This window comes from Sphingomonas arabinosi (assembly GCF_036663715.1).
Lineage (GTDB): Bacteria > Pseudomonadota > Alphaproteobacteria > Sphingomonadales > Sphingomonadaceae > Sphingomonas.
In genome coordinates this window covers 109,869-132,938 of record NZ_JAXOJN010000010.1, presented here as the reverse complement: position 1 = coordinate 132,938, position 23,070 = coordinate 109,869, and the positions used below count along the sequence as shown (strand labels likewise).

23 protein-coding genes and 1 tRNA gene are annotated in these 23,070 nt (G+C 63.5%); 11 read left to right on the top strand and 13 right to left on the bottom strand.

The annotated features are described in order from the left end of the window. The first annotated feature begins 652 nt into the window (after positions 1-652). Positions 653-1,354 carry an HAD family hydrolase gene (locus tag U1708_RS15835; protein ID WP_332746781.1) on the top strand — a complete coding sequence of 234 codons (702 nt, stop codon included), beginning with the start codon at positions 653-655 and terminating at the stop codon, positions 1,352-1,354. Between the two features lie 26 nt (positions 1,355-1,380). Here the strand turns inward: U1708_RS15835 and U1708_RS15830 are convergent, their stop codons facing one another. Both U1708_RS15830 and glsA read right to left on the bottom strand, forming a co-directional pair. Next, complete coding sequence (locus U1708_RS15830) at positions 1,381-2,412, bottom strand: hypothetical protein (RefSeq protein ID WP_332746780.1); 1,032 nt, start codon at positions 2,410-2,412, stop codon at positions 1,381-1,383. Between the two features lie 71 nt (positions 2,413-2,483). Further along, complete coding sequence (gene glsA / locus U1708_RS15825; RefSeq protein ID WP_332746779.1) at positions 2,484-3,407, bottom strand: glutaminase A; 924 nt, start codon at positions 3,405-3,407, stop codon at positions 2,484-2,486. A 166-nt stretch (positions 3,408-3,573) separates the two neighbouring features. Between glsA and U1708_RS15820 the strand changes: the two genes are divergently transcribed. The 3 genes from U1708_RS15820 to U1708_RS15810 all read left to right on the top strand — a co-directional run bounded on the left by U1708_RS15820 (position 3,574) and on the right by U1708_RS15810 (position 5,545). Further along, positions 3,574-3,759 carry an arsenate reductase/protein-tyrosine-phosphatase family protein gene (locus tag U1708_RS15820; RefSeq protein WP_332746778.1) on the top strand — a complete coding sequence of 62 codons (186 nt, stop codon included), beginning with the start codon at positions 3,574-3,576 and terminating at the stop codon, positions 3,757-3,759. 284 nt (positions 3,760-4,043) lie between these two features. Continuing rightward, positions 4,044-4,313 (top strand): helix-turn-helix transcriptional regulator, encoded by a 270-nt coding sequence (locus U1708_RS15815; protein WP_332746777.1) that lies wholly within the window; start codon positions 4,044-4,046, stop codon positions 4,311-4,313. Further along, entirely contained in the window at positions 4,310-5,545 is a 1,236-nt protein-coding gene (locus tag U1708_RS15810; RefSeq protein WP_332746776.1) for a type II toxin-antitoxin system HipA family toxin, read from the top strand. The genes U1708_RS15815 and U1708_RS15810 overlap by 4 nt, the downstream gene beginning before the upstream one ends. A gap of 413 nt (positions 5,546-5,958) precedes the next feature. Here the strand turns inward: U1708_RS15810 and U1708_RS15805 are convergent, their stop codons facing one another. Then, positions 5,959-6,441 carry a hypothetical protein gene (locus tag U1708_RS15805; RefSeq protein ID WP_332746775.1) on the bottom strand — a complete coding sequence of 161 codons (483 nt, stop codon included), beginning with the start codon at positions 6,439-6,441 and terminating at the stop codon, positions 5,959-5,961. A gap of 104 nt (positions 6,442-6,545) precedes the next feature. After that, positions 6,546-7,094: a hypothetical protein gene (locus U1708_RS15800; RefSeq protein ID WP_332746774.1), complete on the bottom strand. Its 549-nt coding sequence runs from the start codon at positions 7,092-7,094 to the stop codon at positions 6,546-6,548. Positions 7,095-7,476: 382 nt separating this feature from the next. Here U1708_RS15800 and U1708_RS15795 point away from each other — a divergent pair, with 382 nt between their 5' ends. After that, positions 7,477-8,712 (top strand): tyrosine-type recombinase/integrase, encoded by a 1,236-nt coding sequence (locus tag U1708_RS15795; RefSeq protein ID WP_332746773.1) that lies wholly within the window; start codon positions 7,477-7,479, stop codon positions 8,710-8,712. Positions 8,713-8,745: 33 nt separating this feature from the next. On the opposite strand, the gene U1708_RS15790 is transcribed toward U1708_RS15795, so the two are convergent. Continuing rightward, a tRNA-Ala gene (locus tag U1708_RS15790) sits at positions 8,746-8,821 on the bottom strand. Between the two features lie 248 nt (positions 8,822-9,069). Between U1708_RS15790 and U1708_RS15785 the strand changes: the two genes are divergently transcribed. After that, positions 9,070-10,413 (top strand): DUF2171 domain-containing protein, encoded by a 1,344-nt coding sequence (locus U1708_RS15785; RefSeq protein WP_332746772.1) that lies wholly within the window; start codon positions 9,070-9,072, stop codon positions 10,411-10,413. Positions 10,414-10,554: 141 nt separating this feature from the next. Then, on the top strand, positions 10,555-11,544 hold the full coding sequence (locus U1708_RS15780) for an NADP-dependent oxidoreductase (RefSeq protein ID WP_332746771.1): 990 nt from the start codon (positions 10,555-10,557) through the stop codon (positions 11,542-11,544). Positions 11,545-11,722: 178 nt separating this feature from the next. Here the strand turns inward: U1708_RS15780 and U1708_RS15775 are convergent, their stop codons facing one another. The 6 genes from U1708_RS15775 to U1708_RS15750 are packed head-to-tail and all read right to left on the bottom strand — an operon-like array spanning position 11,723 to position 16,844. Further along, on the bottom strand, positions 11,723-12,691 hold the full coding sequence (locus U1708_RS15775; RefSeq protein ID WP_332746770.1) for a magnesium and cobalt transport protein CorA: 969 nt from the start codon (positions 12,689-12,691) through the stop codon (positions 11,723-11,725). 38 nt (positions 12,692-12,729) lie between these two features. Then, the gene (locus tag U1708_RS15770) at positions 12,730-13,524 is read right to left on the bottom strand and encodes a MetQ/NlpA family ABC transporter substrate-binding protein (RefSeq protein ID WP_332746769.1); all 795 of its coding nucleotides are present in this window, start codon (positions 13,522-13,524) and stop codon (positions 12,730-12,732) included. An 8-nt stretch (positions 13,525-13,532) separates the two neighbouring features. Further along, positions 13,533-14,195: a methionine ABC transporter permease gene (locus tag U1708_RS15765; RefSeq protein ID WP_332746768.1), complete on the bottom strand. Its 663-nt coding sequence runs from the start codon at positions 14,193-14,195 to the stop codon at positions 13,533-13,535. Beyond that, the gene (locus tag U1708_RS15760) at positions 14,192-14,926 is read right to left on the bottom strand and encodes a methionine ABC transporter ATP-binding protein (RefSeq protein ID WP_332746767.1); all 735 of its coding nucleotides are present in this window, start codon (positions 14,924-14,926) and stop codon (positions 14,192-14,194) included. The genes U1708_RS15765 and U1708_RS15760 overlap by 4 nt, the downstream gene beginning before the upstream one ends. Continuing rightward, on the bottom strand, positions 14,923-15,939 hold the full coding sequence (locus U1708_RS15755) for an LLM class flavin-dependent oxidoreductase (protein ID WP_332746766.1): 1,017 nt from the start codon (positions 15,937-15,939) through the stop codon (positions 14,923-14,925). The genes U1708_RS15760 and U1708_RS15755 overlap by 4 nt, the downstream gene beginning before the upstream one ends. Then, entirely contained in the window at positions 15,939-16,844 is a 906-nt protein-coding gene (locus U1708_RS15750) for an ATP-grasp domain-containing protein (RefSeq protein ID WP_332746764.1), read from the bottom strand. Before U1708_RS15750 ends, U1708_RS15755 begins: the two co-directional genes overlap by 1 nt. A 114-nt stretch (positions 16,845-16,958) precedes the next feature. Between U1708_RS15750 and U1708_RS15745 the strand changes: the two genes are divergently transcribed. Beyond that, positions 16,959-17,579, top strand: coding sequence for a peptidylprolyl isomerase (locus U1708_RS15745; protein WP_332746762.1), 621 nt, complete (start codon positions 16,959-16,961; stop codon positions 17,577-17,579). Positions 17,580-17,803: 224 nt separating this feature from the next. Here U1708_RS15745 and U1708_RS15740 read toward each other — a convergent pair whose 3' ends face one another. Next, the gene (locus U1708_RS15740) at positions 17,804-18,688 is read right to left on the bottom strand and encodes a diacylglycerol/lipid kinase family protein (protein WP_307084205.1); all 885 of its coding nucleotides are present in this window, start codon (positions 18,686-18,688) and stop codon (positions 17,804-17,806) included. A gap of 106 nt (positions 18,689-18,794) precedes the next feature. On the opposite strand from U1708_RS15740, the gene hemB reads away from it, so the two are divergent. The 3 genes from hemB to U1708_RS15725 are packed head-to-tail and all read left to right on the top strand — an operon-like array spanning position 18,795 to position 22,538. Next, positions 18,795-19,784 (top strand): porphobilinogen synthase, encoded by a 990-nt coding sequence (hemB, locus tag U1708_RS15735; RefSeq protein ID WP_254685826.1) that lies wholly within the window; start codon positions 18,795-18,797, stop codon positions 19,782-19,784. Continuing rightward, complete coding sequence (locus tag U1708_RS15730; protein ID WP_332746757.1) at positions 19,784-20,323, top strand: GNAT family N-acetyltransferase; 540 nt, start codon at positions 19,784-19,786, stop codon at positions 20,321-20,323. The genes hemB and U1708_RS15730 overlap by 1 nt, the downstream gene beginning before the upstream one ends. Further along, a complete protein-coding gene (locus U1708_RS15725) occupies positions 20,316-22,538 on the top strand; it encodes a spermidine synthase (RefSeq protein ID WP_332746756.1) in 2,223 nt (740 codons plus the stop codon). Before U1708_RS15730 ends, U1708_RS15725 begins: the two co-directional genes overlap by 8 nt. Positions 22,539-22,546: 8 nt before the next feature. Here the strand turns inward: U1708_RS15725 and U1708_RS15720 are convergent, their stop codons facing one another. After that, a complete protein-coding gene (locus tag U1708_RS15720) occupies positions 22,547-23,056 on the bottom strand; it encodes a hypothetical protein (protein ID WP_332746755.1) in 510 nt (169 codons plus the stop codon). Between the last annotated feature and the right edge of the window lie 14 nt (positions 23,057-23,070).

Genomic DNA, 23,070 nt, shown 5'->3' with positions numbered 1-23,070 from the left:
TACCAGGACACCGGACCAGGTATACTTCGACCAGCCGCTTCTCGCAGCGGCATGATCAACCAGCGGCGATCCACTTATCCAGACCGCGAGCCTGTTCAGACAACCGGGGCCACCTCTTAAGATACCACGCCTTCTACCCTTCCCAAGATCAGGGCTTGAACATGCGATGCGGCTACCGGTGAAAGCGCCACGAACTCATCTGTGACGTCGATAACGATAGCCCCCGGTGGACCAGGCACCGGGGGCCGACCGTAAGTTGCGATTGCCGCAGCACGCTCGGGCGCCCTAGCTGCCACGATCACCGGAGGGATCCATGTCTCATAGCTCACCTGATAGAGCCTTAGCGACGCGGATGGTGGGGGTAAGTTGTCGAGCATAATGTCACCTTCGTTCGTTGTTGACGATCGGTGATTGCATGCCTGACGGTGGAATGCGGGTGGCATCGAGTTGCGTCTCAAATCATCAAAAACGCGCAACTATTTGACAACTAAACGCAACCACGCGGGGTGCTGTTCTAGGCGTGGGAGCGAATGGTAGTCGCGTTGCCTGGACGTTCCTGGATGTTCCCGAACGGTCTGGCTTGATGGTTTCCAGTGCGCGCGCAGTAGTGAATTGGTATGGCTCGACAGAACGCCGGGTGTAAAACGTGGCCATGACGATACGCCTTATCTGCCTCGATGCCGATGACACGCTCTGGCATAACATGCGGCACATCAATGTGGCCGAAGATGCGCTGCTGGAGATGTTGCGTCCGTTCGCCGATACGCATGTTGCACGCCCGGCACTGGAAGCATGCGAGGCGCGCAACCTGCCGCTTTACGGTTACGGTGCGAAGGGTTTCACGCTGTCGATGATCGAAACTGCGGTCGAGCTTTGCGGTGCCAATTTGAAGCCGACAATGGTCGCGGACATCTTGGCGGCAGGTCGGTCGCTGCTTGCGCACCCTGTCGAACTGTTCGACGGGATCGCTCAGACACTGGAGGATTTGGCGGATCGCGGTCGGCTTGTTCTCGTCACGAAGGGCGACCTGCTACATCAGGAAGCGAAGCTTGCCGCGTCGGGCCTCGGCGATCGGTTTGCCGGTGTCGAGATCGTCAGTGACAAGACCACCGATACCTTCACGCGGCTGTTTGAGCGATATGCGGTGCAGCCTGCCGAGGCGGTGATGGCAGGGGATTCAATGCGCTCCGACGTGCGTCCGGCGCTGGAGGCTGGGGCGTGGGCGGCCTATGTTCCGCAGGACGATGCCTGGGCGCATGAGCATGCGACACCCCCTGAGGATTCGGATCGCTTCGCGACGCTGCGGAGCCTAGCCGAACTGCCCGCGCTGATCGATCGCATCAATCGCGGTTGACCCCTGGGTTCGGGCAGGTGCCCTAGTCAGAGCGCCTTCGGGTCGATCGTCATCTGCTTGCCCTTCATTGTACCGCTGCGTTTGCCGCTTCCGACCAGATCCCACACCTGCTTGGGCAAGGGCAGGGCTGTGAACGACGGATAGACCGACGTCGTGCCTTCGACATCCTCCAGCGACACCGCATAGGTCCCGCTCTTGTCGACCTGGCCCATGAGCGAGGGATAGACGTTGATGACACGACCGGCATCGTAGAGCGCCATGACGTAGCCGCCCGTGCTCGCTCTCGACCGATAGACGCCGTATTCGGTGCTTGCGGTGCCTTCACGACACCAGCTCGGATGCGGCACGAGCGGAGTCGGCTTCTCTTCTGCTTTTGCCTTGGTCGCCATGGTGCTGGCCATCAGAGACATCAGCAGGTCGCCACCGTTCGGCTTGGCCTGTTTGGCCTTGGTGAAGGTCAGCGGCGTGGGGCAAGTCTTGATCGGGGCGGCCGCGATGGTCGCGGTGGTAGTGGAGGGCGGCCAACGGACGGCCTTGATCACCTGTTGCAGGCTGGCGTCGAGCTGGTCCGCTGTCAGTGTCTTCGCACTCATGCGGATGCTGACGATCCATTCGCCGACCGGCACGACCGCGAGGGCAGTGCTCCGATACGCGCCGCCGGGTGTGGCATAGACTTGGCGCAGAGACGTTGCCGTTCCGCTGTTCGAAGCGGCGAATGGGATCGGGTCGGCGCTGGCCGGAGCAGCATGACGGAAGATGTTGCGTGTTTCGAGCGCGGTTTGCGATCGATCGAACCACAACGCCACGTCGGGAATCGCCGGATGGAAGAGGTAGATCGTCGCGAACACGCTCTTGTCCGCCACGTCATATTGCGCAGCCACGTCATGCTCGGTCTCGGTCGCATCGGTGAGCGTGGTGCGCGAAAGACCGGCCAGTTGCGGCATGAGGATCAGACCGGTTTCAGCATGTTTCCAGCCCTTGTCGGCCGGCACGCCAAGGTCCCGCGCCTCGATAGGCGTTGCGATGACCAGTGCCAATATCAGCACCCACTTGTTCACGCGCGTTCCCCCTTTTCAGTGATCATGTGCGAGGTTCGCTTCGGCGGCAAGCGGGTACGGAGGCGCTCCTTTCAGTCGACCGGTGGACCAAAGACGGACCAGCCGGTGCGCGCGTTGAGCATCTCGAGCGCACGCACGCCGAGCATCGAATTGCCATGCTGGTCGAGATTGGGCGACCACACCGCGATCGAGGCAATGCCGGGTGCAATTGCGAGAATCCCGCCGCCAACGCCGCTCTTGGCGGGTAGGCCAACGCGGACGGCGAAGTCACCCGAACCGTCGTAATGGCCGCACGTCATCATTAGCGCGAGCGTTGTCCGCATCCGCTTGGCGCGGTCGTCCGTGGCATCGGCAACCATACGCGTATCGGCCAAATAGCATCCCGCCTGTGCCAACCCGACGCAATCCACGCTGACCGCGCACTGCCGCGCATAAGCGTCCATGACCGCGTCGGTCGGTGAGCGAACATTGTCGTGATGCAGCATGAAATGCAGTATTGCACGGTTGAGGTCGCCGCCCTCGTTCAGCACGTCTTGGTCAAGTGCTACCGCAGTTTTCGACGTGGCATCCTCGATCCCGCCCTTCACGAGTTCGATCACGGCATCGCGGGCACCCTCGCCGAACTGCTCGACGAGCATGTCGACGATGACGAGCGCACCCGCGTTGATGAACGGATTGCGGGGGATCCCTTCGGTTCTCTCGAGATCGATCACAGAGTTGAACGGATCGCCCGACGGCTCACGCCCGACCCGTTCGAACACCGTATCGCCAAGCTTCTCCAGGGCAAGGCTGAACGCAAAGACCTTCGAGATGCTCTGGATGGGGAAGGTTTCGGCCGATCCTGCCCGGATCAGCGAACCATCGACCTTTGCGATCGCCATACCGAACGGTCCGGGGACGAGGCCCGGTGTCTTTGCATCCGCTGCGTTTTCGATAACCTTTGCATCGGCTTGGATCTCGGCGGCGATTTCGGTGGCGATCTGGTCGAGGTTCATTGCTGCGTGGCTCCCTGTGAGGCTCGACAACGATCCCGCGGCGTTCGGTCTCCCTTATGTCCTCCTGCTGGGCGACCGGTCGCCATAGACGTATGATGCGTGCCACGACGATGCCGACCGATACGCGGTCGCGATCGAAAATAAGTCGGCTTTGAGGTGCGGTAGTGTGAAGAAAATCTTGTTCGTGTGCAGCCAGAACCGCCTCCGCAGCCCGACCGCGGAACAGGTGTTCGCGTCGCGCCACGATCTCGAGGTCGACTCCGCGGGCACGAACAACGACGCAGAGAACCCGCTGACCGCGGAACTCGTCAGGTGGGCCGATGTCATCGTGGTGATGGAAAAGATTCATTGACGGAAGGTACAACAACGGTTTCGGTCGTCGCTTAACGGCAAGCACATGATCTGCCTCGACATACCGGATGATTATGCGTTCATGGATCCCGCATTGATAAGGCTGCTGCATGCCCGTCTGGATCGCCGCCTCCCCGTTAGTTGAATAGTCAGACCGCCGAGGCTGGTAGGGGTCACTGGACAATGAGAGGTGAGGGGCGCGATCGTTTCGATGATTATGTTACCGATCGGGATTTTTAGGCCCCTTTGACTGAACGTTAGTCTCAGTATTCCTGATCGGGAATAATGAAAGTTGCGCTGTCGCATATATTCGCTATCTTCCCGATCAGGATGATATTCAAAAGCTTCGCCACCACATATGAGCTCGGCGCCGCAGTCCGGGCCGCCCGCAAGGCGCAAGGCTTGCGCCAGGAGGAGCTCGCCGGTGTCGCGGGCGTGGGCACGCGGTTCGTTATCGAGCTCGAAGCGGGCAAGCCGACAATCCAACTTGGCAAGGCGATGGCGGTACTTGCCGCGCTGGGGTTGATGCTAAGCCTCGATGGCCTTGATCGATGATCGACCGCGCACTTGTCGTGTGGTGGGACCGGAATGTCGTCGGCCTGCTGACGCAGGATCGTAGCGGCGATCTCAGCTTTGGATATGACCCCGCGTGGGCAAGCGGCCACAACAGGCCGTTGTCGCGCTCCCTGCCGCTACGCGCTCAGCCTTTCAACCGCGCGGCCTGCCGTCCGTTCTTCGGGGGATTGCTGCCCGAAGCCGACCAGCGACAAGGCGCCGCGGCAGCGCTGGGTGTTTCGGTTGCCAATGACTTTGCCTTGCTGGATCGCCTCGGTGGCGATGTCGCAGGCGCGATCACGCTATTACCGCCAGGGCAGGGCCCACCGGAACGCTCGACGACCGGCGCACCGCGCGTTCTAAGCGATGCCGCGCTTGCCGACATTCTCGCGAGGCTACCCGGCCGACCTTTACTCGCCGGTGAGGATGGACTGCGCCTGAGCCTCGCTGGAGCCCAGGCCAAGATTCCCGTCGTGCTCGTCGACGGAAGCCCCGCACTCCCCGCACCAGGGCAGCCGACCACCCACATCATCAAGCCGGAGATCGAACGCTTTGCCGGTTCGGTTCAGAACGAGGCATGGTGCATGACGCTCGCCGCGCGCGTTGGTCTGCCGACAGCACATGCCGAAGCACGACAGGCGGAGGGTCATCCGTATCTGCTCGTCGAACGCTATGATCGTGTAACCACCGAGGGCGGCATCACGTCGCGTCTTCATCAGGAGGACGCGTGTCAGGCGCTGGGCGTACCACCGGAGCGCAAGTACGCAGCAGAAGGCGGTCCAGCGTTCCGTGACCTGTTCGCGCTCACGCGGGGCTATGTCAGGGTGCCGGCGCCGGCGGTGTTGAACCTGGTCGACGTGGCAATCTTCAATCTCGTGATCGGCAACGCAGACGCCCACGGCAAGAACTTCTCGTTCGTGCTCGACGACCGTGGACCACGGCTGGCACCGTTCTACGATCTGCTCTCGACGATCCAATGGCCTGCGTTGGCATCACGCATGGCCATGAGGCTCGGAAGCGCGGGCACGATCGACGAGGTTACCAAGGATACATGGAAGGCATTCGCTGGAAGCGCGGGGATCACCTACCCGTTGCTTCGCCAAAGGATCGCGCGCGTCACGACATCCATCATTAGTGCTATAGACACGATGTCATCTGATACAGCGGTTGGTGAAGCCTTGGCCAAGATGGTGATGCTCCGCGCAGACCGGGTTCGCTATAGCGTCGCGTGAAGTCGTAAAGTGTCCCTGTGACAACAGTCGACGCGCAGGCACCTCGACTTCGTCAAGGTGCGATGGCCAGCCACCGTTTCACGGCGTCAAGCCATAGGCGATTTTGCGATTTAGAGGCTTCCCGCTTGTGCGTGGATCCCAGCGCGTTGCTCAAGTCCGGTCAGGTATGTGCCGACTGCGTCGGCACGAGGCTGCACCTTCGCTTCGCTGCGGTTTGCCTTGTTATTTTAGGGCGATTTGAAGCTGAATGCGATTGGCAATACCTCAGGAATGCCGGCCGACGACACGCCGACAAGCTGCTGAGATAGAAACGTCTTGCCCTTGCCTAGCGCTGCTTCGGCGTGAGCTGGGCGCACCGACGAACAAGCGGTCCCCAACGTGATGTCTACAAGCGCAAGGCTCGCGAATGAGATTTAAGGAGCAAGTTGCTCCAAAACCATTCTCAGATCTGACGATTGTATCAGAGAATCGCTCGGATGGAAATCAGTTGATAGAAGAAACTCATCATCTCGCCGCATGCTCTTAGTAATGTAGCGGCCCCATCCGGCATCGCAAAAAATGGGGTCTAACTGGATGGACCCTGAGTCTTTCGTAATCCGAAGCCAATGAGCCTCCAGGCGACAGACGTAGCTGTCATCGACAAAGCCCCCGAGCCATGACGGGCTAAGGTTAACCGCAGCATGCAGGTGCGGATGGGAGTCGGCGTGCTCAATGAACGCTATCGCCGAAAAGCGAAACGACGATACTATTCGATCGACACGCTTCTTGCTGAAACGATCTTGATCAACGCTGTAGCAGATCTTGCCAAACAACCTTTTCACGTTGTCAATATTCATCCCGCGGTTGATGTTTAACGTCAGGGAATGAGTGGCTTTGTGCTGGGTAATGAGCTCCATGATCCCAGCTCGGATTGCATCCCGGTGGAAAGGGTCGGGCCGGTCATCCCGGAAAACGACTGGAGGCTTCACGCGCGTACGAGGCGGCCGGGTTGGGTACTCCATTATCGCAGTGCGTCCTTCACCTTCTCCTGCTCGGCCGATGTAAGCCCTTGGCTTCGAAACGTTGGTCGAAGCTGCCGGATGAGGGCGACGATCGGTAGCTCGTGGAGGCTTAGCCAGCGTGAGCGGGGCTCCCTGTCCGCCAAGCTTTCTCGAATAAGGTCGAGTTGATCAGCAGGAAGCGTCGACAGCGGCCGACCAGCGATGACCTCGAATTGCTTCATCAGCCGTTCGTCCTTTTCGTCAATTAATGGACGGTTTCCGATCAACGACCGGAAATCGAGCATGGGCAACCTTTGTTCGAGAACCGCCAGTAGAAACGCGTTCCGATCCAGGTCGAGAAGATCGCTGATGTCCTTCGATCGGTCGATCGGAATGGGCGCGCGGCCGGTGGCCATGTGGCTCACGATCACGCCCGATTTATAGCCTAACGCAAGCGCCAAATCTCGCTGGGAGAGCCCCTGTGCCTGTTTAAGCGCCACAGCTTCCGCCAACATTTTGGTGGCCTCGGTGTGCGCGAGGGGGCGGTCGTTATCGGCCTCAATTGTCACTGTTTCTTCCCTAATTAATCTAAGAGCGATTTGCCGCAGTAGGTTTTCCCACTCGACAACGTGTCAATCGCGTTATAGATATTACCGATGCACAGCAACCCGTACGTTTCGCTTCGTGAGCGCGCCAGATGCGCGCCACCCATCACCGAACCCGCGCCATCAGGCCGCCCTTCAAGCGACCTATTGGCAGGCCCTCAGACAATCGAATGCGCATGTCCGTGACTTTCGACGATCCGATCTTCGAGGTGATGAAGCGTCTTCGGCGAGTAGCAAAGACACCCGATGGCAAGCTGCACCTATCGAATGAGGCTGCACGGGTGCTCTTGAGGCACGATATTTACCAGATCTTGGCCCGCATGGAGGCTGAGGAGATGAGGAAAGCATGCGTAAGCGCGACGGCAAACGACAACAACTTGGACCGTTCTGGCTCTGGCAAAGGCCGGACACCGGAACCTGGAACATCTGCTGGCTCGAAAAACGTCCTGGAGATGGAGGCGACGTCACGAGGCGCAAGGCTACGACTGTCCGAGGAGGTTCGGCAGATCAGCCACCTCCGGCAGCAAACGACGCGTTAGCCGCTCATTACCTCGAACACAGCCGTCCGGTGCGTCAGCGACGCGATGAGGCACTCGTCGAGGACCTCATGGCGGACTGGTTGAAATACCACGTATCTACTCTTGCAGCACCCGATCGGTACGCGGTTTCCGTTGTTCACTGGATGAACTTCTTCGATGGCGAGCGAAGGGCAGGGCGATTGGGCGCGGCCGTGACTGTCGCGGATCTCACGCCGCCCCTTCAGGCACGGTTTCGAGCCGAGCGTGCAAAAGCCGGTGCTGGTGGGCATACGATCAGTCGCGATCTTGCTGCAATGCGTGGTGCGCTGAACTGGGCTTGGAAAAACCAGAAGCTCGAGCATGCACCATTCATTGCGGATGTCCCTCCGCAGCAAAAGGCGCCGGCGCGTGATCGCGTGCTGACCTTGCAGGAGATCGCTGCCATCTTGAACGCGTGCTCGGGGCGGCCGGAGCGCGAACATCTGATCGCATTTATCGTCATCGAATTGGGTACCGCGGGTCGGCCAGAGGCCGTGCTCGAGTTGACCGATCAGAATGTGGATCTCGAGAACAACCTCATCAACCTTAACGCCGCCGGCAAGGTTCACCTGCGTAAGCGGCGGCCTGTGCTGCCGATCGCACAGCATATTCTCCCGTGGGTTTCCGGGATCACAGGAAAATTGATCAAGTATCGCGTGCCGATCGCAGAGCGTAACCAAGTTCCAGGCGGACCTACGCATTTCGAGCGGGAGACCCGATCGGTAAAAACGGTTTGGACTGCCGTATGCGCCGAAGTGGGAGTCATTGGAGCGACGCCAAAGACGTTGCGCCATACGATGCTGACGTGGCTTGCAAGGCGCGGTGTGCCCAAGGAGCAGCGCATGGCATTAGCAGGGCATACCGCTCAGGATACGACGGCGAGGAATTATGAGCACCTCTCCCCCGACTATCTCGTAACTGCGATCCGTGAGGTCGATACGTTCTTCGAAGCGCTCTCGGAACACACGTCAGCCCATCTGCGATACGCGAATGATACGCTGGTGATCACGTCACTTGCAGCTTGACTGAATAAAGCCTGTTTTTTCAATAGTTTGCGCTGGTGGAGCCGAGGGGAATCGAACCCCTGACCTCTGCAGTGCGATTGCAGCGCTCTCCCATCTGAGCTACGGCCCCGCGCGGTCGGCCGCAGGCCGTGATTGGCGGTTTAGCGGCTCGATTTGTGGGTTGCAACCGGTTGGTGAAGCTAGTCCGGCCAACGCCTGCATGTCGTCGCGAACCAGCGTCGTGTCGCCGCCATGCCTCTGCAAACCCAGGAACATTCCGCGCTTTTGGCATTTGTAGTCTTCGGAATGTACGGGCCTGCGACCGATTAAATCGATCGACGGGGCCGGCAGCCGCAGGACAGCAATTAGGAGGTTCCTATGGTCTACGAACGCAATACCCGAGATCGTCAATCGGGCGACTATTACGGTCGGCCGAATTCGCAGGATTACGGTCGCGATTTCCGTTCCGACGGTGGCGATTACGGCCGATCCAGCGCGCGCGATTACGCAGCCGCCGGTGAGTTTGGTCGCGACGATCAAGGGCGCAACGACCAGAAGGACCGGGGGCAATATGGTCGCGATCAATATCGCGGCGAGCAGAACCGCGATCAGGGCGACCGTGACTATTACGGCGGTCACAACGATCGCCAGCAGCCGTCGGGCGGCGATCGCTATGGGCAGTCGCGTTACGGCCAAGGCTCGAGCAAGAGTTACGGCCAGCAGGGCTATGGTCGCCAGGACTCGGACCAGCGTTACGGCCAGCAGAATTACGGCCAGCGCAGCCAGGGCTCGGGCGATACCGAATACCACGGCAGCTACGCGTCGGACGGTCGCCGTTTCCAGGACGTCGGTTCCAACCGTCACGCAGACGACGACGACCGTAACACGTCGCATGGCGACAGCCGTAATACATCGTACGGTGACAACCGTAACACGTCGCGCGGCGACAACCGTGGCTATGGTCGCCAGCCGCAGGGCTACGATTATGACGACCGGGGGTTCATCGCGCGTGCGGGTGACGAGGTCCGCTCGTGGTTCGGCGACGACGAGGCCGAGCGTCGCCGCGAGGCCGATGCCCGCTATGATGATCGTTCCTATGGCAGCGGGGAGAACCGCGCGTTCGGCAACCGCTCGTCGAACACGCATGACGACCATTATCATAGCTGGCGCAGCACGCAGATTGCGGCGCTGGACCGCGACTATGACGAGTATCGCAACGAGAACCGCTCTAAGTTCGAGAACGAGTTCTCGTCATGGCGCACCGAGCGCCAGGGCCAGCGCAGTTCGCTGTCGCAGGTCGCCGAGCATATGGAAGTCGTCGGATCGGACGGCAGCCATGTCGGTACGGTCGACAAGGTGAAGGGCGACCGCATCCTGCTGACCAAGAACGACAAGGATGCGGGTGGCGTCCATCACTCGATCCCGTCGCGCTGGATCAAGACCGTCGACGGCAAAGTGACGCTGTCGAAGTCGGCCGACGAAGCCAAGGCGGCGTGGAAAGAGGAAGAGCGCAACTCGGCGATGTTCGACTATGGTGATCGTACGGGCGGCGATCGTACCGGCGGTGACAAGAAGGACGCCGGTACGACCGGCTATGGCTCGACCACCCAGACCGGCAGCACGACGGGCGCGGCATCGACCACCGGCACGACGACCCCGGGTTCGACGACTAACGGTACGACGTCGGACACGCTCGGCAAGTCGGGTTCGACCACGTACTAACCGTTTGAAAGCGTTGGCTGGCGTTGCATGACGTCAGCCGGCAACGAGCCCGGGCGGCAACGTCCGGGCTTTTTTGCGGGTTGCGCTGGGCGCGTGTTTCGCCATACCCGCAACACGAATAATCAACACAGGAGCAAGTTTATGGCCCGTGCATGGAGCCTGAAGGCACGTCCGCAAGGCATGCCGAAGCATACCGACTTCGCCATGATTGATCTCGACCAGTCGACGCTGGGCGCCGGCGAGGTACGGATCGCCAACCGCTGGCTGTCGGTCGATCCGTACATGCGCGGGCGGATGAACGACGTGAAAAGCTATGTCCCGCCGTTCGCGCTGGGCGAGGCGATGCAGGGCGGCGCGGTCGGCGAAGTGGTCGAGAGTAACGACGACGGCATCAAGGTCGGCGACATGGTGCTGCACATGGCGGGCTGGCGCGACGAGGCGGTCGTGCCCGCCGTGCAAGTGCAGAAGCTGCCCGCGCTCGACGTGCCGCCACAGGCGTTTCTCGGGCAGCTCGGCATGCCGGGGATGACCGGGTATTTCGGCCTGCTCCAGGTGGCCGAGGCGAAGGCGGGCGATACGGTGTTCGTGTCGGCAGCGGCGGGTGCGGTCGGGTCGACCGTCGTGCAGGTCGCGAAGGCCAAGGGCATGACGGTGATCGGCTCGGCCGGCGGCGCGGAGAAATGCGCTTGGGTCAAGTCGCTCGGTGCCGATGCAGTGATCGACTACAAGGGCGACGTGCCGGTGGTGAAGGCGCTGGGTCAGGCCGCGCCGAAGGGCATCGACGTGTATTTCGACAACGTCGGCGGCGATCATCTCGACGCGGCACTGGCACATGCGAATATGCATGCGCGGTTTGCCGTCTGCGGGATGATCGACGTGTACAACAGCGGTGCGGCGACGCAGCTGAAGTATCTCGCGCGGCTGATCGGTAACCGGATTCAAATCCGCGGGTTCATCGTCAGCGATTTCATGAGCCGCGCCGACGAGTTCTACAAGGACATGGGCGGGATGCTGGCGGCGGGGACGCTGAAGCGACAGGAGACGGTTCACGACGGGCTCGAGACGATGCCGGATGCGTTTCTGGGGCTGTTCTCGGGTGGGAATACGGGAAAGATGCTCGTCAAGGTTTGAGCTAAACGTCTTCCATTCCAGCACCTACCCCCCCGGCGGAGGCCGGGGTCCAATTGGAAAGGTCGCGGTAACGGATCGCGCCGCCCGTCATGAACGTCCCCCAATTGGGCCCCGGCCTCCGCCGGGGGGGAGATGTGTGACTACTCAGGTTAGATGGCGCTCGAAGTGGTCGTCCGCCCTACAACCACTTCGCCTGCTTGAACTTCACGTACAGCGCGGAACACACGACCGCGATCACACCCAGCACGACGAAATACCCGTACTGCGTCTTGAGTTCCGGCATATTCTCGAAGTTCATGCCGTAGATCCCGGCGATCGCGGTGGGGACGGCGAGGATCGCGGCCCATGCGGCGAGTTGGCGAGTGATCGCGCCGGTGCGTTGCTGTTCGAGCAGGTTGCTGAATTCGAACACCGACGTCAGCACTTCGCGCAGGCCCTCGACCATCGTCTGCACGCGGCGGACATGGTCGAGCACGTCGCTGAAATATGGTTTCGCCTCGGCGTCGATGCAGGGCAGGTCGAGGCGGACGATCTTACCCGCGACCTCGCCCATCGGTCCGAGGATGCGCTGGAAGCGGATCATTTCGCGTCTCAGACCAAAGATCCGGACAATTTCGTCGCGGCCCAGGAACGCGTCGATGGTGCGTTGTTCCATCGCCAGCACCTCGTCCTCGATGCTTTCCATGATCGGCAAATAGCCGTCGACGACGTAATCCAGGATCGCGTGGAGGACATAGTCGACGCCGTTGATCAGCAAGGTCGGCGCGGCTTCGAGCTGTTCGCGGAGCGCCTTGTGTGACCGCGCCGATCCGTGGCGGACGCTGATGATGTGACTGTGGCCGACGAAGATCGCGGTTTCGCCGTACTCTATCTTGTCCGCTTCGAGCTGTGCGGTCCGCGCGACGACGAACAGCTGGTCGCCGTACACGTCGACCTTGGGCAGCTGGTCCGCCTTGATCGCGTCCTCCACCGCCAGCGGATGGAGGTTGTACTGCTCCTTCAGCGTCCGCATTTCCTCGGCCGACGGGTCGCAGATGCCGATCCAGACGAACTCGGAGCGATCCGCCGGGCAATCGACCTTTTCGTCGATCGAGACCGCGCGGACGCGCTTGCCATGACGATAGAGATACGCGGCGACGACCGTCATGGGGCCTCAAAAATTATGCTAACGAGGCCGCGCCGGTATCAGAACGCCGGCAGCACCGCACCCCGATAATGCTGCTCGATGAAGGTCTTGGTCGCCGGGCTGCGGAGCGCGGCGATCAGCTTCACAACGCGCGGATCCTTCTCGCCGCCGGGCAGGCCGACGACGAAATTGACGTAGGGGCTGTTCTTGTCCTCGATCGCGAGTGCGTCGCGGACCGGGTTGAGCTTGGCGTCGAGCGCGTAGTTGGTGTTGATCAGCGCGAGATCGACCTCGCCGAGCGTGCGGGGCAGGGTGGCGCCCTCCAGCTCCTTGAACTGCAGGTTCTTCGGGTTGGTGGCGATGTCATTAAGGCTCGACAGCGGATTGGTCGGGTTCCTTAGCGTGATCAGCCCGGCCTTCTGGAGCAACAATAGCGCGCGGCCGCCGTTGCTCGGCTCGTTCGGGATCGCGACGGTGGCGCCGTTGGGGATCTGCGCGATCGACTTCCACTTGCGCGAATAGGCGCCGAGCGGTTCGACATGGACGCCGGCATAGGTCACCAGATGCGTACCGCGCGAGGCGTTGAACTGGTCAAGATATGGCTTGGTTTCGAAATAGCTGACGTCGATCTGCTTCTGCTCGACCTGGAGATTGGGCTGGACGTAGTCGTTGAAGACGCGGATCTGGAGGTCGACACCTTGCTTGGCGAGGGTCGGCTTGATCGATTCCAGGATCTCGGCGTGCGGCACCGCGGTCGCGGCGATCGTCAGCGTCTTGCCGTCATTCGTCTTGGCGCTTCCGCAAGCGGCAAGCGCGAGCAGCGAGAACGAGGCGAGCAGGGTGCGGCGGTTCATGGCGATTCCTAGCGGCGGGTGAAGTGGCGGGCGAGCGCGTCGCCGGCATATTGGATGATCTGGACGAGCACCACCAGCAGCACCACGGTGACGACCATGACGTCGGTCTGGAAGCGCTGATAACCGAACCGGATCGCGAGATCGCCGAGCCCGCCCGCGCCGACGACGCCCGCCATCGCGGTGAACGACACGAGCGCGACCGCGGTGACGGTGGCGCCGGCGATCAGCCCGGGGAGAGCCTCGGGGATCAGCGCGCCGGTGACGATCTGGCGCGTGGTGGCGCCCATCGCCTGCACCGCCTCGATCGTGGTGCGGTCGACCTCCTTGAGCGATCCCTCGACGAGACGCGCATAGAAGGGCGCGGCGCCCACGACGAGCGGCGGGATCGCGCCGGCGACGCCTAGCGAGGTGCCGACGAGCATCACGGTGAGCGGGATCATCACGATCAGCAGGATGATGAACGGGACGGAGCGGAGCATGTTGACGATGACGCCAAGCACGACATTGGCGACCCGGTTCTGCGACAGGCGGCCCTGGCCGGTGAGGTAGAGCAGGACGCCAAGCGGGAGACCGAACGCGATCGTCAGTACGAGCGATCCGCCGAGCATGATCAGCGTGTCGAGGCACGCCTGGCCGATGTCCGACCAGTCGATATTGGCAAAGAAGCTCATGCCGCCAGCGCCGCCAGCATGCGTCGCGTCGCGGGGTGAACGGCGTTGGCGAAGATGTCGGCGACGTCTCCGGTTTCGACGATGCGGCCGCGTTCGAGGACGGCGACGCGGTCGCAGACGTAGCGGACGACGTCCATTTCGTGGGTGATGAGGACGATCGTCAGGCCGAGGTCTCGGTTGAGGTCGCGGAGGAGGGTCAGGACGGAGCGGGTCGTTTCTGGATCCAGCGCACTGGTGGCTTCGTCGCACAGGAGGATGTCGGGGTCGGTGGCGAGCGCGCGGGCTATGCCGACGCGCTGCTTCTGGCCGCCGGAGAGTTGGGCAGGGTATTTGGTCGCGTGATCGGCGAGGCCTACGCGGTCGAGCAGTGCGGCGACTTTCGTCTCGCGCTCGGCTTTGGGAACGCCGGCCAGCACGAGCGGGAACGCGACGTTCGCGGCGACCGTGCGTGACGACAGCAGGCCGAAGTTCTGGAAGATCATGCCGATCCGTCGGCGTAGCGCGCGCAGGTCCTTGGCGGACAGTGCCGCGACGTCTACGCCATCGACTTCGACCCGCCCCGAACTCGGGCGTTCGAGCGCATTGATCAGACGGATCAGCGTCGACTTGCCCGCGCCGGACTGGCCGATGACGCCGAAAACGCCGCGCGCCGGAATCTCCAGCGAGACGGCGTCGAGTGCCGCCGCTTCGCTGGCCGGGTAGGTTTTCACGACGTCGGTTAGACGGATCATGTGGTGCCCATGACCTGCGCCGCGAACCGCTCCATCTCTTCGCTCTGCGGGCTCATCTGGAGCAGCAGCAGGTCGAGACCGGCGGCCTCGTACTCGGCGATGCGCTCCTTTAACTGCTCGGGCGTGCCGACCAGATTGGGGCGCAGGCCACGGTTGGAGACGGAGTATTCCTGGATCTTCAACTCGCGTTCGAGCTGCGTGCCCGACAGCCACTGGTCGAAATTCGCATAGCCCGCAGGCAGTTCGGTGACGCTGGTGATGCGCTCGAGTTCGCGCTTCGCCTCCGCCTCGCTGTCTCGGACTATGGCGTAGGCGGCCATGCCGTACTGCATCGGTGCGCCGCCGGCCGCTTCCCGCCGCGCCGCCATGTCGGCGATCTTCGGCGCGATCGCGGCGGCGGGGTCGCCGTGCATGACGTACGCGTCGCATTGCGCGGCGATCATCGCCTTGGCCTTCTCGCTCTCGCCGCCGGCATAGACGGTCGGGCGCTTGGCGGGCTTGGGGGCGCAGATCGCCTGTTCGGTTGTGTAAAATTGCCCGGCGAAGTCGAACCGTTCCTCGGTCCACAACCCGTCGACGACGGTCAGCCACTCGGCAGTGCGTGCGTAGCGATCATCGTGCTGGTCGAACTGGAGTCCGTATTGCTTGGCTTCGTCCGCCCACCACGACGACACGACGTTGAGCGCGAGACGCCCGCCCGAGATCCGGTCGATGTTCGCCGCGGCCTTGGCGAACAGCGCGGGGTGATGGAAATTCGGGCGGACCGCGACCATCAATTCGATGCTGTCGGTCACCGCCGCCAATGCCGCCGCGGTCGACCATGCGTCGAGCGCGGGCTGTTCGATGCCCTTGATATCGTTGAGGTTCAGCTCGGCGATCAGCGTCAGGTCGTAGCCCCAGCGCTCGGCGTTCTGCGTCAGCGCCTTGGTGTACGCCCAACTCGCCTCCATCCCCTCGTCGGGGACGTTGCGAAGCCAGCCGCCGAAGACGGGAGTCCAGTAACCGTAGCGCATCAGCGGGCTTTCTCGATCTGTTCGATCAGGTAATCGACGAGCCGGTCGTGCGGATCCCAGCCCAGCACATTCAAGGGCTTGGCGACGAAGTTCGACAGCGCGTTGATGTCGTAGAAGCGCGCGACGCCGTCGCGGTCGTCGATCATAACTTCGACTCCGCCGACGTCGAGATCGACCGCGCGGGCGATCGCTTCGGCGGCGTCCTTCAAGGTTTGCGAGGGCTCGACCGCGGCCATCTTGATTCCCGAGCCGGGGACGACGCACGCGTCCGCCGGGCACAGATCGAACGCGCCGCCGCCTGCGACTTCGATCGCGTAGAGGAACTTGCGGTCTAGCGTTTCGATCCGGGTGATCGCGCCGTCGCGGACGGGGACGTATTCCTGGACCAGCAGCACGCCGTCGACGCTGCTCGGCAGGCCTGCGTCGGCGACGGCGGTGCGCAATTCTTCGAGCGAGTCGAACCGGATGATGCCTGCGCCCGATCCGCCGATGTTCGCCTTCACGACCAGCGGGAAGCGGAGCGTCTGCGCAGCGGGGACGACGTCGGCGGCGCGGTGGACGACGCGCGTCTCGGGGATCGCGAGACCGAGCGAAGCGATCAGCGACAACTGCCGGGCTTTCGAGGCGTCGATCGCGAGGACGTCGGTGCCGTTGATCACGCGCGCCCCGGTGCGGCGCCAGTGATCGAGCATCGCCATCGTGTCGAAGATCGGATGCTCGTCGTCGCGCAGGAAGCTCGACATTGCGATCCGGTTGAAGACGACGGGGGCGGGGGCGCTCTGGTCGGCCGGGTTCCAGAAGCCGTCGGGCGTTGCGCGGGTGAACGCAACGCCGCGGCGATCGAGGGCGGCGAACAGCGGTTCGAACCAGAGCGGGTGCTCGTAGAGAATGGCAAGATCGGTCATCGCGTCCCGGATACGCATTGCGCGCGGGCGTGCAAACCCAAGCAAAACTATGCCGGGCGCAATATCGTGTCGCGAGGCCGCTGACAGCGCGGAGGCGACGCGGTAGCGTGGCGGATGATCTCCAAATTCGTCACGCTCGCTCTTGCCGTTCTCGGCTCCGTTTCCGTCTCGGCGCAGGAGGCTCCGACCGTGCCGCCGCCCGCCGCGCCAGCGACCGTCTCGGTCGTGATGACGACGAGCGAGGGGGTGATCACGCTGGCGCTGGAGAAGGATCGTGCGCCGCTGACGACGGCGAATTTCCTGCGTTATGTCGATCAGAAGCGGCTCGACGGGGTGACGTTCTACCGCGCGATGAAGCTTGGTGCCGAGGCGGGGCTGATCCAGGGTGGACCGCAGGGCGAGGTGAAGCGTCTGTTGCCGCCGGTGAAGCACGAGCCCACCAGCCAGACCGGGCTGTCGCATGTCGACGCGACGATCTCGATGGCGCGGTTCGCGCCGGGAAGCGCGACCGCGGACTTCTTCATTACGGTCGGGCCGGTGTTGTCGTTGGACGCCAACCCGGCGGGGACCGGGGACACGGCGGGGTTCGCGGCGTTCGGGCATGTCGTCGAGGGGATGGACGTGGTGAAGCGCATCCTTGCCGCGTCGACGTCGCCGACGGCTGGGGTTGGGGTGATGAAGGGGCAGATGATTGCTGCGCCGGTTAAGGTACTGACGGTGCGGCGGGTTAAGTAACGACACTCCAGCTTCCACCCCGGCGCAGGCCGGGGCCCAATTGGGGAACGTCGCTAACGTAGGACCGCCAGCAGTTACTCCGGCCTTTCCAATTGGGCCCCGGCTTTCGCCGGGGTGGTGCAGGAAAACGATGACCTCCTGGTACTTGTTTCCCCGCGAAGGCGGGGACCCAGACTGGGCTCCCGCCTTCGCGGGAGAACAAGGAGGAGGGAACGACCCCCGCCTCAAGCTGGCGCCATCACCCGAATAATCCCCGCCGCGACCTTCGCCGTCACCGGAGTCTTCGCCAGCACCTCCCCATCGATCGAGATCGGCAACGGCGGAATCGTGTTGATCTTCAAACTCTTCCCCCGAAAATCCCGCACCTTTTCGTGCCGCGACTCGAGCCGGAACACGCTCGCATACCAGTTCTGCACCAGCCGCCGCTTCACGTGACCCATCACCGCCTGCACCACGATCTCGCCCGAATCGACGGCCGCCGCGTCGACCAGTTCGGTGCCGCCATGATATGGCCCGTTCGAAATCCGCACCTCGACCACCCGGATCTTCACCGCGGTCGGGCCTTCGCCGACGATCAGCGTGAACGGCCGGAAGCGGAAATATTGATACGCCGCCCAGCTGAGATAGCCGACCTTGCCGAGCACTTTCTTGAGCCCGTGCGGCACCGTGGCGGCGATCTTCGGACTGATGCCCATCGCGGCGCAGTTCGCGAAATAATCACCGTCGATCATGCCGAGATCGATCCGGCGCGGCTTGCCGGTACGGATCACCTCGACCGCGCCTTCGATGTTGAGCGGGATGCCGAGCGTGCGCGCAAAACTGTTGGCGGTGCCGAGCGGCAGGACGCCGAGGATCACGTCGTGGCCGACCATCAGGTCTACCAACCCGCTCACCGTGCCATCCCCGCCGCCGAGGATCAGCAGGTCCGGCTTCTTCGCCAGCGCCCGCAGCACGGTCGCTTCGAGGTCCTTCGGATCCTCGACCGCATGCGCGTCGACCTCGTACGGCAGTCCGGACATCGCCGCACAGGCACGCTTGAACAGCTTCTGGCCCTTGCGCGACTTGGCGTTGACGACGAGCGCGGCAGACGTGATCGTATCGTTCGACATAAGACCCCCAACGCACGGTATGCGGTTTCGCAGCCGTAACGCTCGGCCTTCCGTTTTGGGGCCGTAACGCTTGATCCGTCGCCACGCATCCCGCAAAGCCGCCTGCATGACCGCAAGCTATCCCGCGCTTCGCCTTCGTCGCACCCGCGCCTCCGCCTGGAGCCGCCGCCTCCATGCCGAGACCGTGCTGACCCCCGCCGACCTGATCTGGCCGTTGTTCGTCACCGAGGGAGCCGGCGTCGAGCAACCGATCGCCAGCCTGCCAGGCGTGTCGCGCTGGTCGGTCGACGGCATCGTCGCGCGTGGCCGCGAGGCGCGCGACCTCGGCATCCCGTGCATCGCGCTGTTCCCGTACACGCAGGTCGAGCGTCGCACGGAGGACGGCCGCGAGGCGCTGAACCCCGACAATCTGATGTGCCAGGCGATCCGCGCGCTGAAGGATGCGGTGCCGGAGGTCGGCGTGCTGACCGACGTCGCGCTCGATCCCTACACCAGCCACGGGCATGACGGGCTGGTCGATGCGGCGGGCTATGTCGTCAACGATACGACGGCCGAGATGCTCGTCGCGCAGGCCTTGAACCAGGCGAATGCGGGCGCCGACATCATCGCCCCGTCGGACATGATGGACGGACGCATCGGCATGATCCGCGATGCGCTCGAGGCGGACTCGCATCACAACGTCCAGATCATGTCCTACGCCGCCAAATATGCGAGCGCGTTCTACGGCCCGTTCCGCGATGCGGTCGGCTCGCGCGGGCTGCTCAAGGGCGACAAGAAGACGTACCAGATGGACAATGCCAACGCCGAGGAAGCGCTGCGCGAGGTCGCGATGGACCTTGCCGAGGGCGCCGACACGGTGATGGTCAAGCCCGGCCTGCCGTATCTCGACATCATCGTCCGCGTCCGCCAGGCGTTCGAGGTGCCGGTGTTCGCGTACCAAGTGTCGGGCGAGTACGCGATGATCGAGCACGCCGTCGCAGCGGGTGCCGCCGAGCGCGACGTGATGGTCCTGGAGACGCTGATGTCGTTCAAGCGCGCCGGTTGCTCGGGCGTGCTGACGTACCACGCGGCGCATGCGGCGAAATTGCTCGGGTGATGATTGAAACCGAGCGGCTGATCCTGCGTGGCTGGCAGCAGGACGATGCCGCCGCGCATCACGCGATGTGCAGCGATCCGGCCGTCATGGCGTATCTAGGGTCGGCACCGTCGCTGGCGGAGTCGGCCACGGTCGTCATTCGCCAGAATGCATTGCTGGCCAATTATGGCGCGTGCTTCTGGGCATTGGAGCGGCGGGATACCGGGGCGTTCATCGGCTGGTGCGGGATCAAGCCGGGGCCGGTCGCTACCCCGATCGACGGCAAGCCGGAGATCGGCTGGAGTCTCGTCCAGACCGACTGGGGCCAGGGATATGCTCGGGAAGCAGCGGAGGCCTCCCTCGCTTGGGGTTGGCATGAACTGAACCTGCCGACGATTTGGGCAATTACCGTCCCCGCAAACACGGCCAGCCGCGCGCTCATGGAGCGGCTCGGTATGACCCGCGTAATCGACGGCGATTTCGATCACCCCAAACTCGCTGACGACGACGTTCTCCGCCGCCACATTCTCTACCGGATCGACCGTCTCGCTTATGTCTGAAAAACCGCTGATGGCGCGCTGGTGCCGGACGATGTTCGTGGCGACGATCCTGACGGGGTCGTTCCTGCTGTTCCTCGTCCAGCCGATGGTCGCGCGGATGGCGTTGCCGCGGCTCGGTGGCGCGCCGGCGGTGTGGAACTCGGCGATGCTGGTGTACCAGGCGTTGCTGCTCGCGGGATATGCGTATGCGCATTGGCTCGGGCAGGTCAGGCCGCGGGCGCAGGCGGCGATCCACCTCGGCGTGCTGATCGTCGCGGCGTTGTGGTTGCCGATCGGGTTGATCGCGATGGACCTGCCGGCGGACGCGCTGCCCGCTTTGTGGGTGCCGTGGCTGCTCGGGCTGTCGATCGGACCGTTGTTCTTCGCGGTTTCCGCGCAGGCGCCGCTGATCCAGCGCTGGTTCAGTGCGGCGAGTGGCGGCGGCGATCCGTATGCGCTGTATGCCGCGTCGAATCTCGGCAGTTTCGCGGGGCTGATCGCCTATCCCCTGCTGGTCGAGCCGCTGATGGCGGTGCACGGGCAGAGCCTGTTGTGGAGCGGCGGGTATCTGCTGCTGATCGTGCTGGTGCTCGCCTGCGCCACGCGCCTGCCGAAGACCGCGGCGGTCGATCATGTCGCCGCGACCAGCGCGCCGCCGGGTGCCAGGCGGATTGCGCACTGGATCGCGCTGGCGCTCGTGCCGTCGGGCATGATGCTGGCGACGTCGACCTATATCACGACCGATATCGTCGCGATGCCGTTGCTGTGGGTGATCCCGCTCGGGCTGTACCTGCTGAGCTTCAGCGTGGCGTTCGCGAACGATCGCTGGCTCGCCGACCTGCTGACGCGGATTGCGCCGATCACGATCCTGCTGTTCGGTGGGATCATCATGGGTGGGGTCAGCGAACGGCCGTTCTTCAGCGCGGGGATCGCGCTGGTGCTGCTGTTCATGATCTCCGTCGCGCTGCACACCGCGCTGTATCGCAAGCGGCCGGCGCCCGATCGGCTGACCGGGTTCTATCTCGCAATGTCGGCTGGGGGAGCGCTCGGTGGCGTGTTCGCCGCGCTGATCGCGCCGGTGGTGTTCGACTGGACGTATGAATATCCGCTGCTGATCCTCGCGGCGGGTGCGCTGGTGCCGCAGATGTACCTGTTCGGACGGTTCCGCGCGCTCTGGATGGGCAAGGGGCCTGCCAAACACGTCGCGCTGCTGGCGATCGTCGGCGCGATGCTCGTTCTCATCGGCTTGCGGATCGGCAACCCGGACGGACTGTTCGGCGAAAACAGTCAAGGTCTTGGTTTCCTCGTGATTGCAGCGATCGGGTTCGTCGCGATCGGTGCGCGGCGGCCGTACATGGTCGTGCTGGCGGGCGCGCTCGTATTGTTCGGCGGGTACCGGTCGCTCGAGTTCTCGCTCGATCCGGGGGCGCGGGTGCGGAGCTATTTCGGTGTCTATACCGTGCGCAATACGCCGGGGCCGAATGGCGGCGTGCGCGAGCTCGATCACGGGACGACGGTGCACGGCATCCAGTTGCGCGGTTCAGCCGAGCGCGAGCGCACGCCGACCACCTATTACGCCGCCGGATCGGGCGTCGGGCAAGCGATGCTCGCCGCGCCCGCCTTGTACGGTCCGCAGGCCAGGATCGGCGTAGTGGGCCTCGGGACGGGGACGCTATCCTGCTACGCGCGGCCGGGCCAGCGCTGGCGGTTCTACGAGATCGACCCGGCGGTGGTGCGGATCGCGCGCGATACGGGTCAGTTCACCTATCTGTCGCGCTGCCTGCCCAAGTCCGAGATCCGGATGGGCGACGCGCGGATCGCACTCGCGCACGATGCGCCCGACAGTCTCGACCTGCTCGCGCTCGATGCGTTCTCGTCGGATTCGGTGCCGATGCACCTGATGACGCGCGAGGCGTTCGCGACCTATGGCCGCGTGCTGTCACGCAAGGGCCTGTTGCTGGCGCATATTTCCAACCGGTTCATCGATCTCGAACCGGTGATTGCGGCGGCGGCGCAGGAGGGCGGCTGGATTGCGGTCGAACTGAAATACCGCCCGTCGAGCTTGCTCGTCGACCGCGCGTCGGCGTCGGACTGGGTTGCGTTGTCGCGTGACCCCCGCGCGATCGCGGCGTTGCGGTCGGGCGATCCCGAATGGGCTCCGCTGGTGCCGCGTAAGGACTTCACCGCGTGGACCGACGATTATTCGACGATCCTGCCGCTGTTGAAGGGGTTCTAGCCTCTCGATCAGGCGGCCGGCAGGCTCGCCTGGATGCGTGCGATCGTGGCGCCCTGGCGATCGTGCTCGGCCTGCGCCTTGTCGCGGATTACGGTCAGCGCCGGATATTCGGGTTGCAGCTTGGCGGCGCGGTCGGTGGCGCGTTGCTCGATGTCGGTCACCAGCGCCGACGATTGCGCGCGCCAGTCGTCGAGCCCGGCCAGCGCGGTCTGCGCGGCCAGCCAAGCGTCGCTGCCGACTGCGGCCCCGCGTGCGGTCCGAGCCAGCGCCTCCGCCTTGGCCGCATCGCGCGTGAACCCGGTGCTGATGGCATCGAGCTTGCCCGAGATCGTCTGGATCTCCGCATCGAGCGCCGGATCGGGCGTCGCGACCGTCGTCTTCACCTCGGGCTCCGCGAACCCGAGCTTCTCCACCGGGCGCAGTCCAAGCGACGGATAGGCGGTGGTATCCTTGCTGCACGCCGCCACCGAGAGCAGGGCGAGAAGCGACAGCGAGCAAAGCGACGAGGCGAGTTTCATGTCGGCCGCTCTAT

Coding starts and splice junctions, on each gene's coding strand:
- U1708_RS15835 (WP_332746781.1), top strand. CDS start 653: ATGACGATACGCCTTATCTGCCTCGATGCCGATGACACGCTCTGGCAT.
- glsA (WP_332746779.1), bottom strand. CDS start 3,407: ATGAACCTCGACCAGATCGCCACCGAAATCGCCGCCGAGATCCAAGCC.
- U1708_RS15815 (WP_332746777.1), top strand. CDS start 4,044: ATGAAAGTTGCGCTGTCGCATATATTCGCTATCTTCCCGATCAGGATG.
- U1708_RS15810 (WP_332746776.1), top strand. CDS start 4,310: ATGATCGACCGCGCACTTGTCGTGTGGTGGGACCGGAATGTCGTCGGC.
- U1708_RS15805 (WP_332746775.1), bottom strand. CDS start 6,441: ATGGAGCTCATTACCCAGCACAAAGCCACTCATTCCCTGACGTTAAAC.
- U1708_RS15795 (WP_332746773.1), top strand. CDS start 7,477: ATGCGTAAGCGCGACGGCAAACGACAACAACTTGGACCGTTCTGGCTC.
- U1708_RS15785 (WP_332746772.1), top strand. CDS start 9,070: ATGGTCTACGAACGCAATACCCGAGATCGTCAATCGGGCGACTATTAC.
- U1708_RS15780 (WP_332746771.1), top strand. CDS start 10,555: ATGGCCCGTGCATGGAGCCTGAAGGCACGTCCGCAAGGCATGCCGAAG.
- U1708_RS15775 (WP_332746770.1), bottom strand. CDS start 12,691: ATGACGGTCGTCGCCGCGTATCTCTATCGTCATGGCAAGCGCGTCCGC.
- U1708_RS15770 (WP_332746769.1), bottom strand. CDS start 13,524: ATGAACCGCCGCACCCTGCTCGCCTCGTTCTCGCTGCTCGCGCTTGCC.
- U1708_RS15765 (WP_332746768.1), bottom strand. CDS start 14,195: ATGAGCTTCTTTGCCAATATCGACTGGTCGGACATCGGCCAGGCGTGC.
- U1708_RS15760 (WP_332746767.1), bottom strand. CDS start 14,926: ATGATCCGTCTAACCGACGTCGTGAAAACCTACCCGGCCAGCGAAGCG.
- U1708_RS15755 (WP_332746766.1), bottom strand. CDS start 15,939: ATGCGCTACGGTTACTGGACTCCCGTCTTCGGCGGCTGGCTTCGCAAC.
- U1708_RS15750 (WP_332746764.1), bottom strand. CDS start 16,844: ATGACCGATCTTGCCATTCTCTACGAGCACCCGCTCTGGTTCGAACCG.
- U1708_RS15745 (WP_332746762.1), top strand. CDS start 16,959: ATGATCTCCAAATTCGTCACGCTCGCTCTTGCCGTTCTCGGCTCCGTT.
- U1708_RS15740 (WP_307084205.1), bottom strand. CDS start 18,688: ATGTCGAACGATACGATCACGTCTGCCGCGCTCGTCGTCAACGCCAAG.
- hemB (WP_254685826.1), top strand. CDS start 18,795: ATGACCGCAAGCTATCCCGCGCTTCGCCTTCGTCGCACCCGCGCCTCC.
- U1708_RS15730 (WP_332746757.1), top strand. CDS start 19,784: ATGATTGAAACCGAGCGGCTGATCCTGCGTGGCTGGCAGCAGGACGAT.
- U1708_RS15725 (WP_332746756.1), top strand. CDS start 20,316: ATGTCTGAAAAACCGCTGATGGCGCGCTGGTGCCGGACGATGTTCGTG.
- U1708_RS15720 (WP_332746755.1), bottom strand. CDS start 23,056: ATGAAACTCGCCTCGTCGCTTTGCTCGCTGTCGCTTCTCGCCCTGCTC.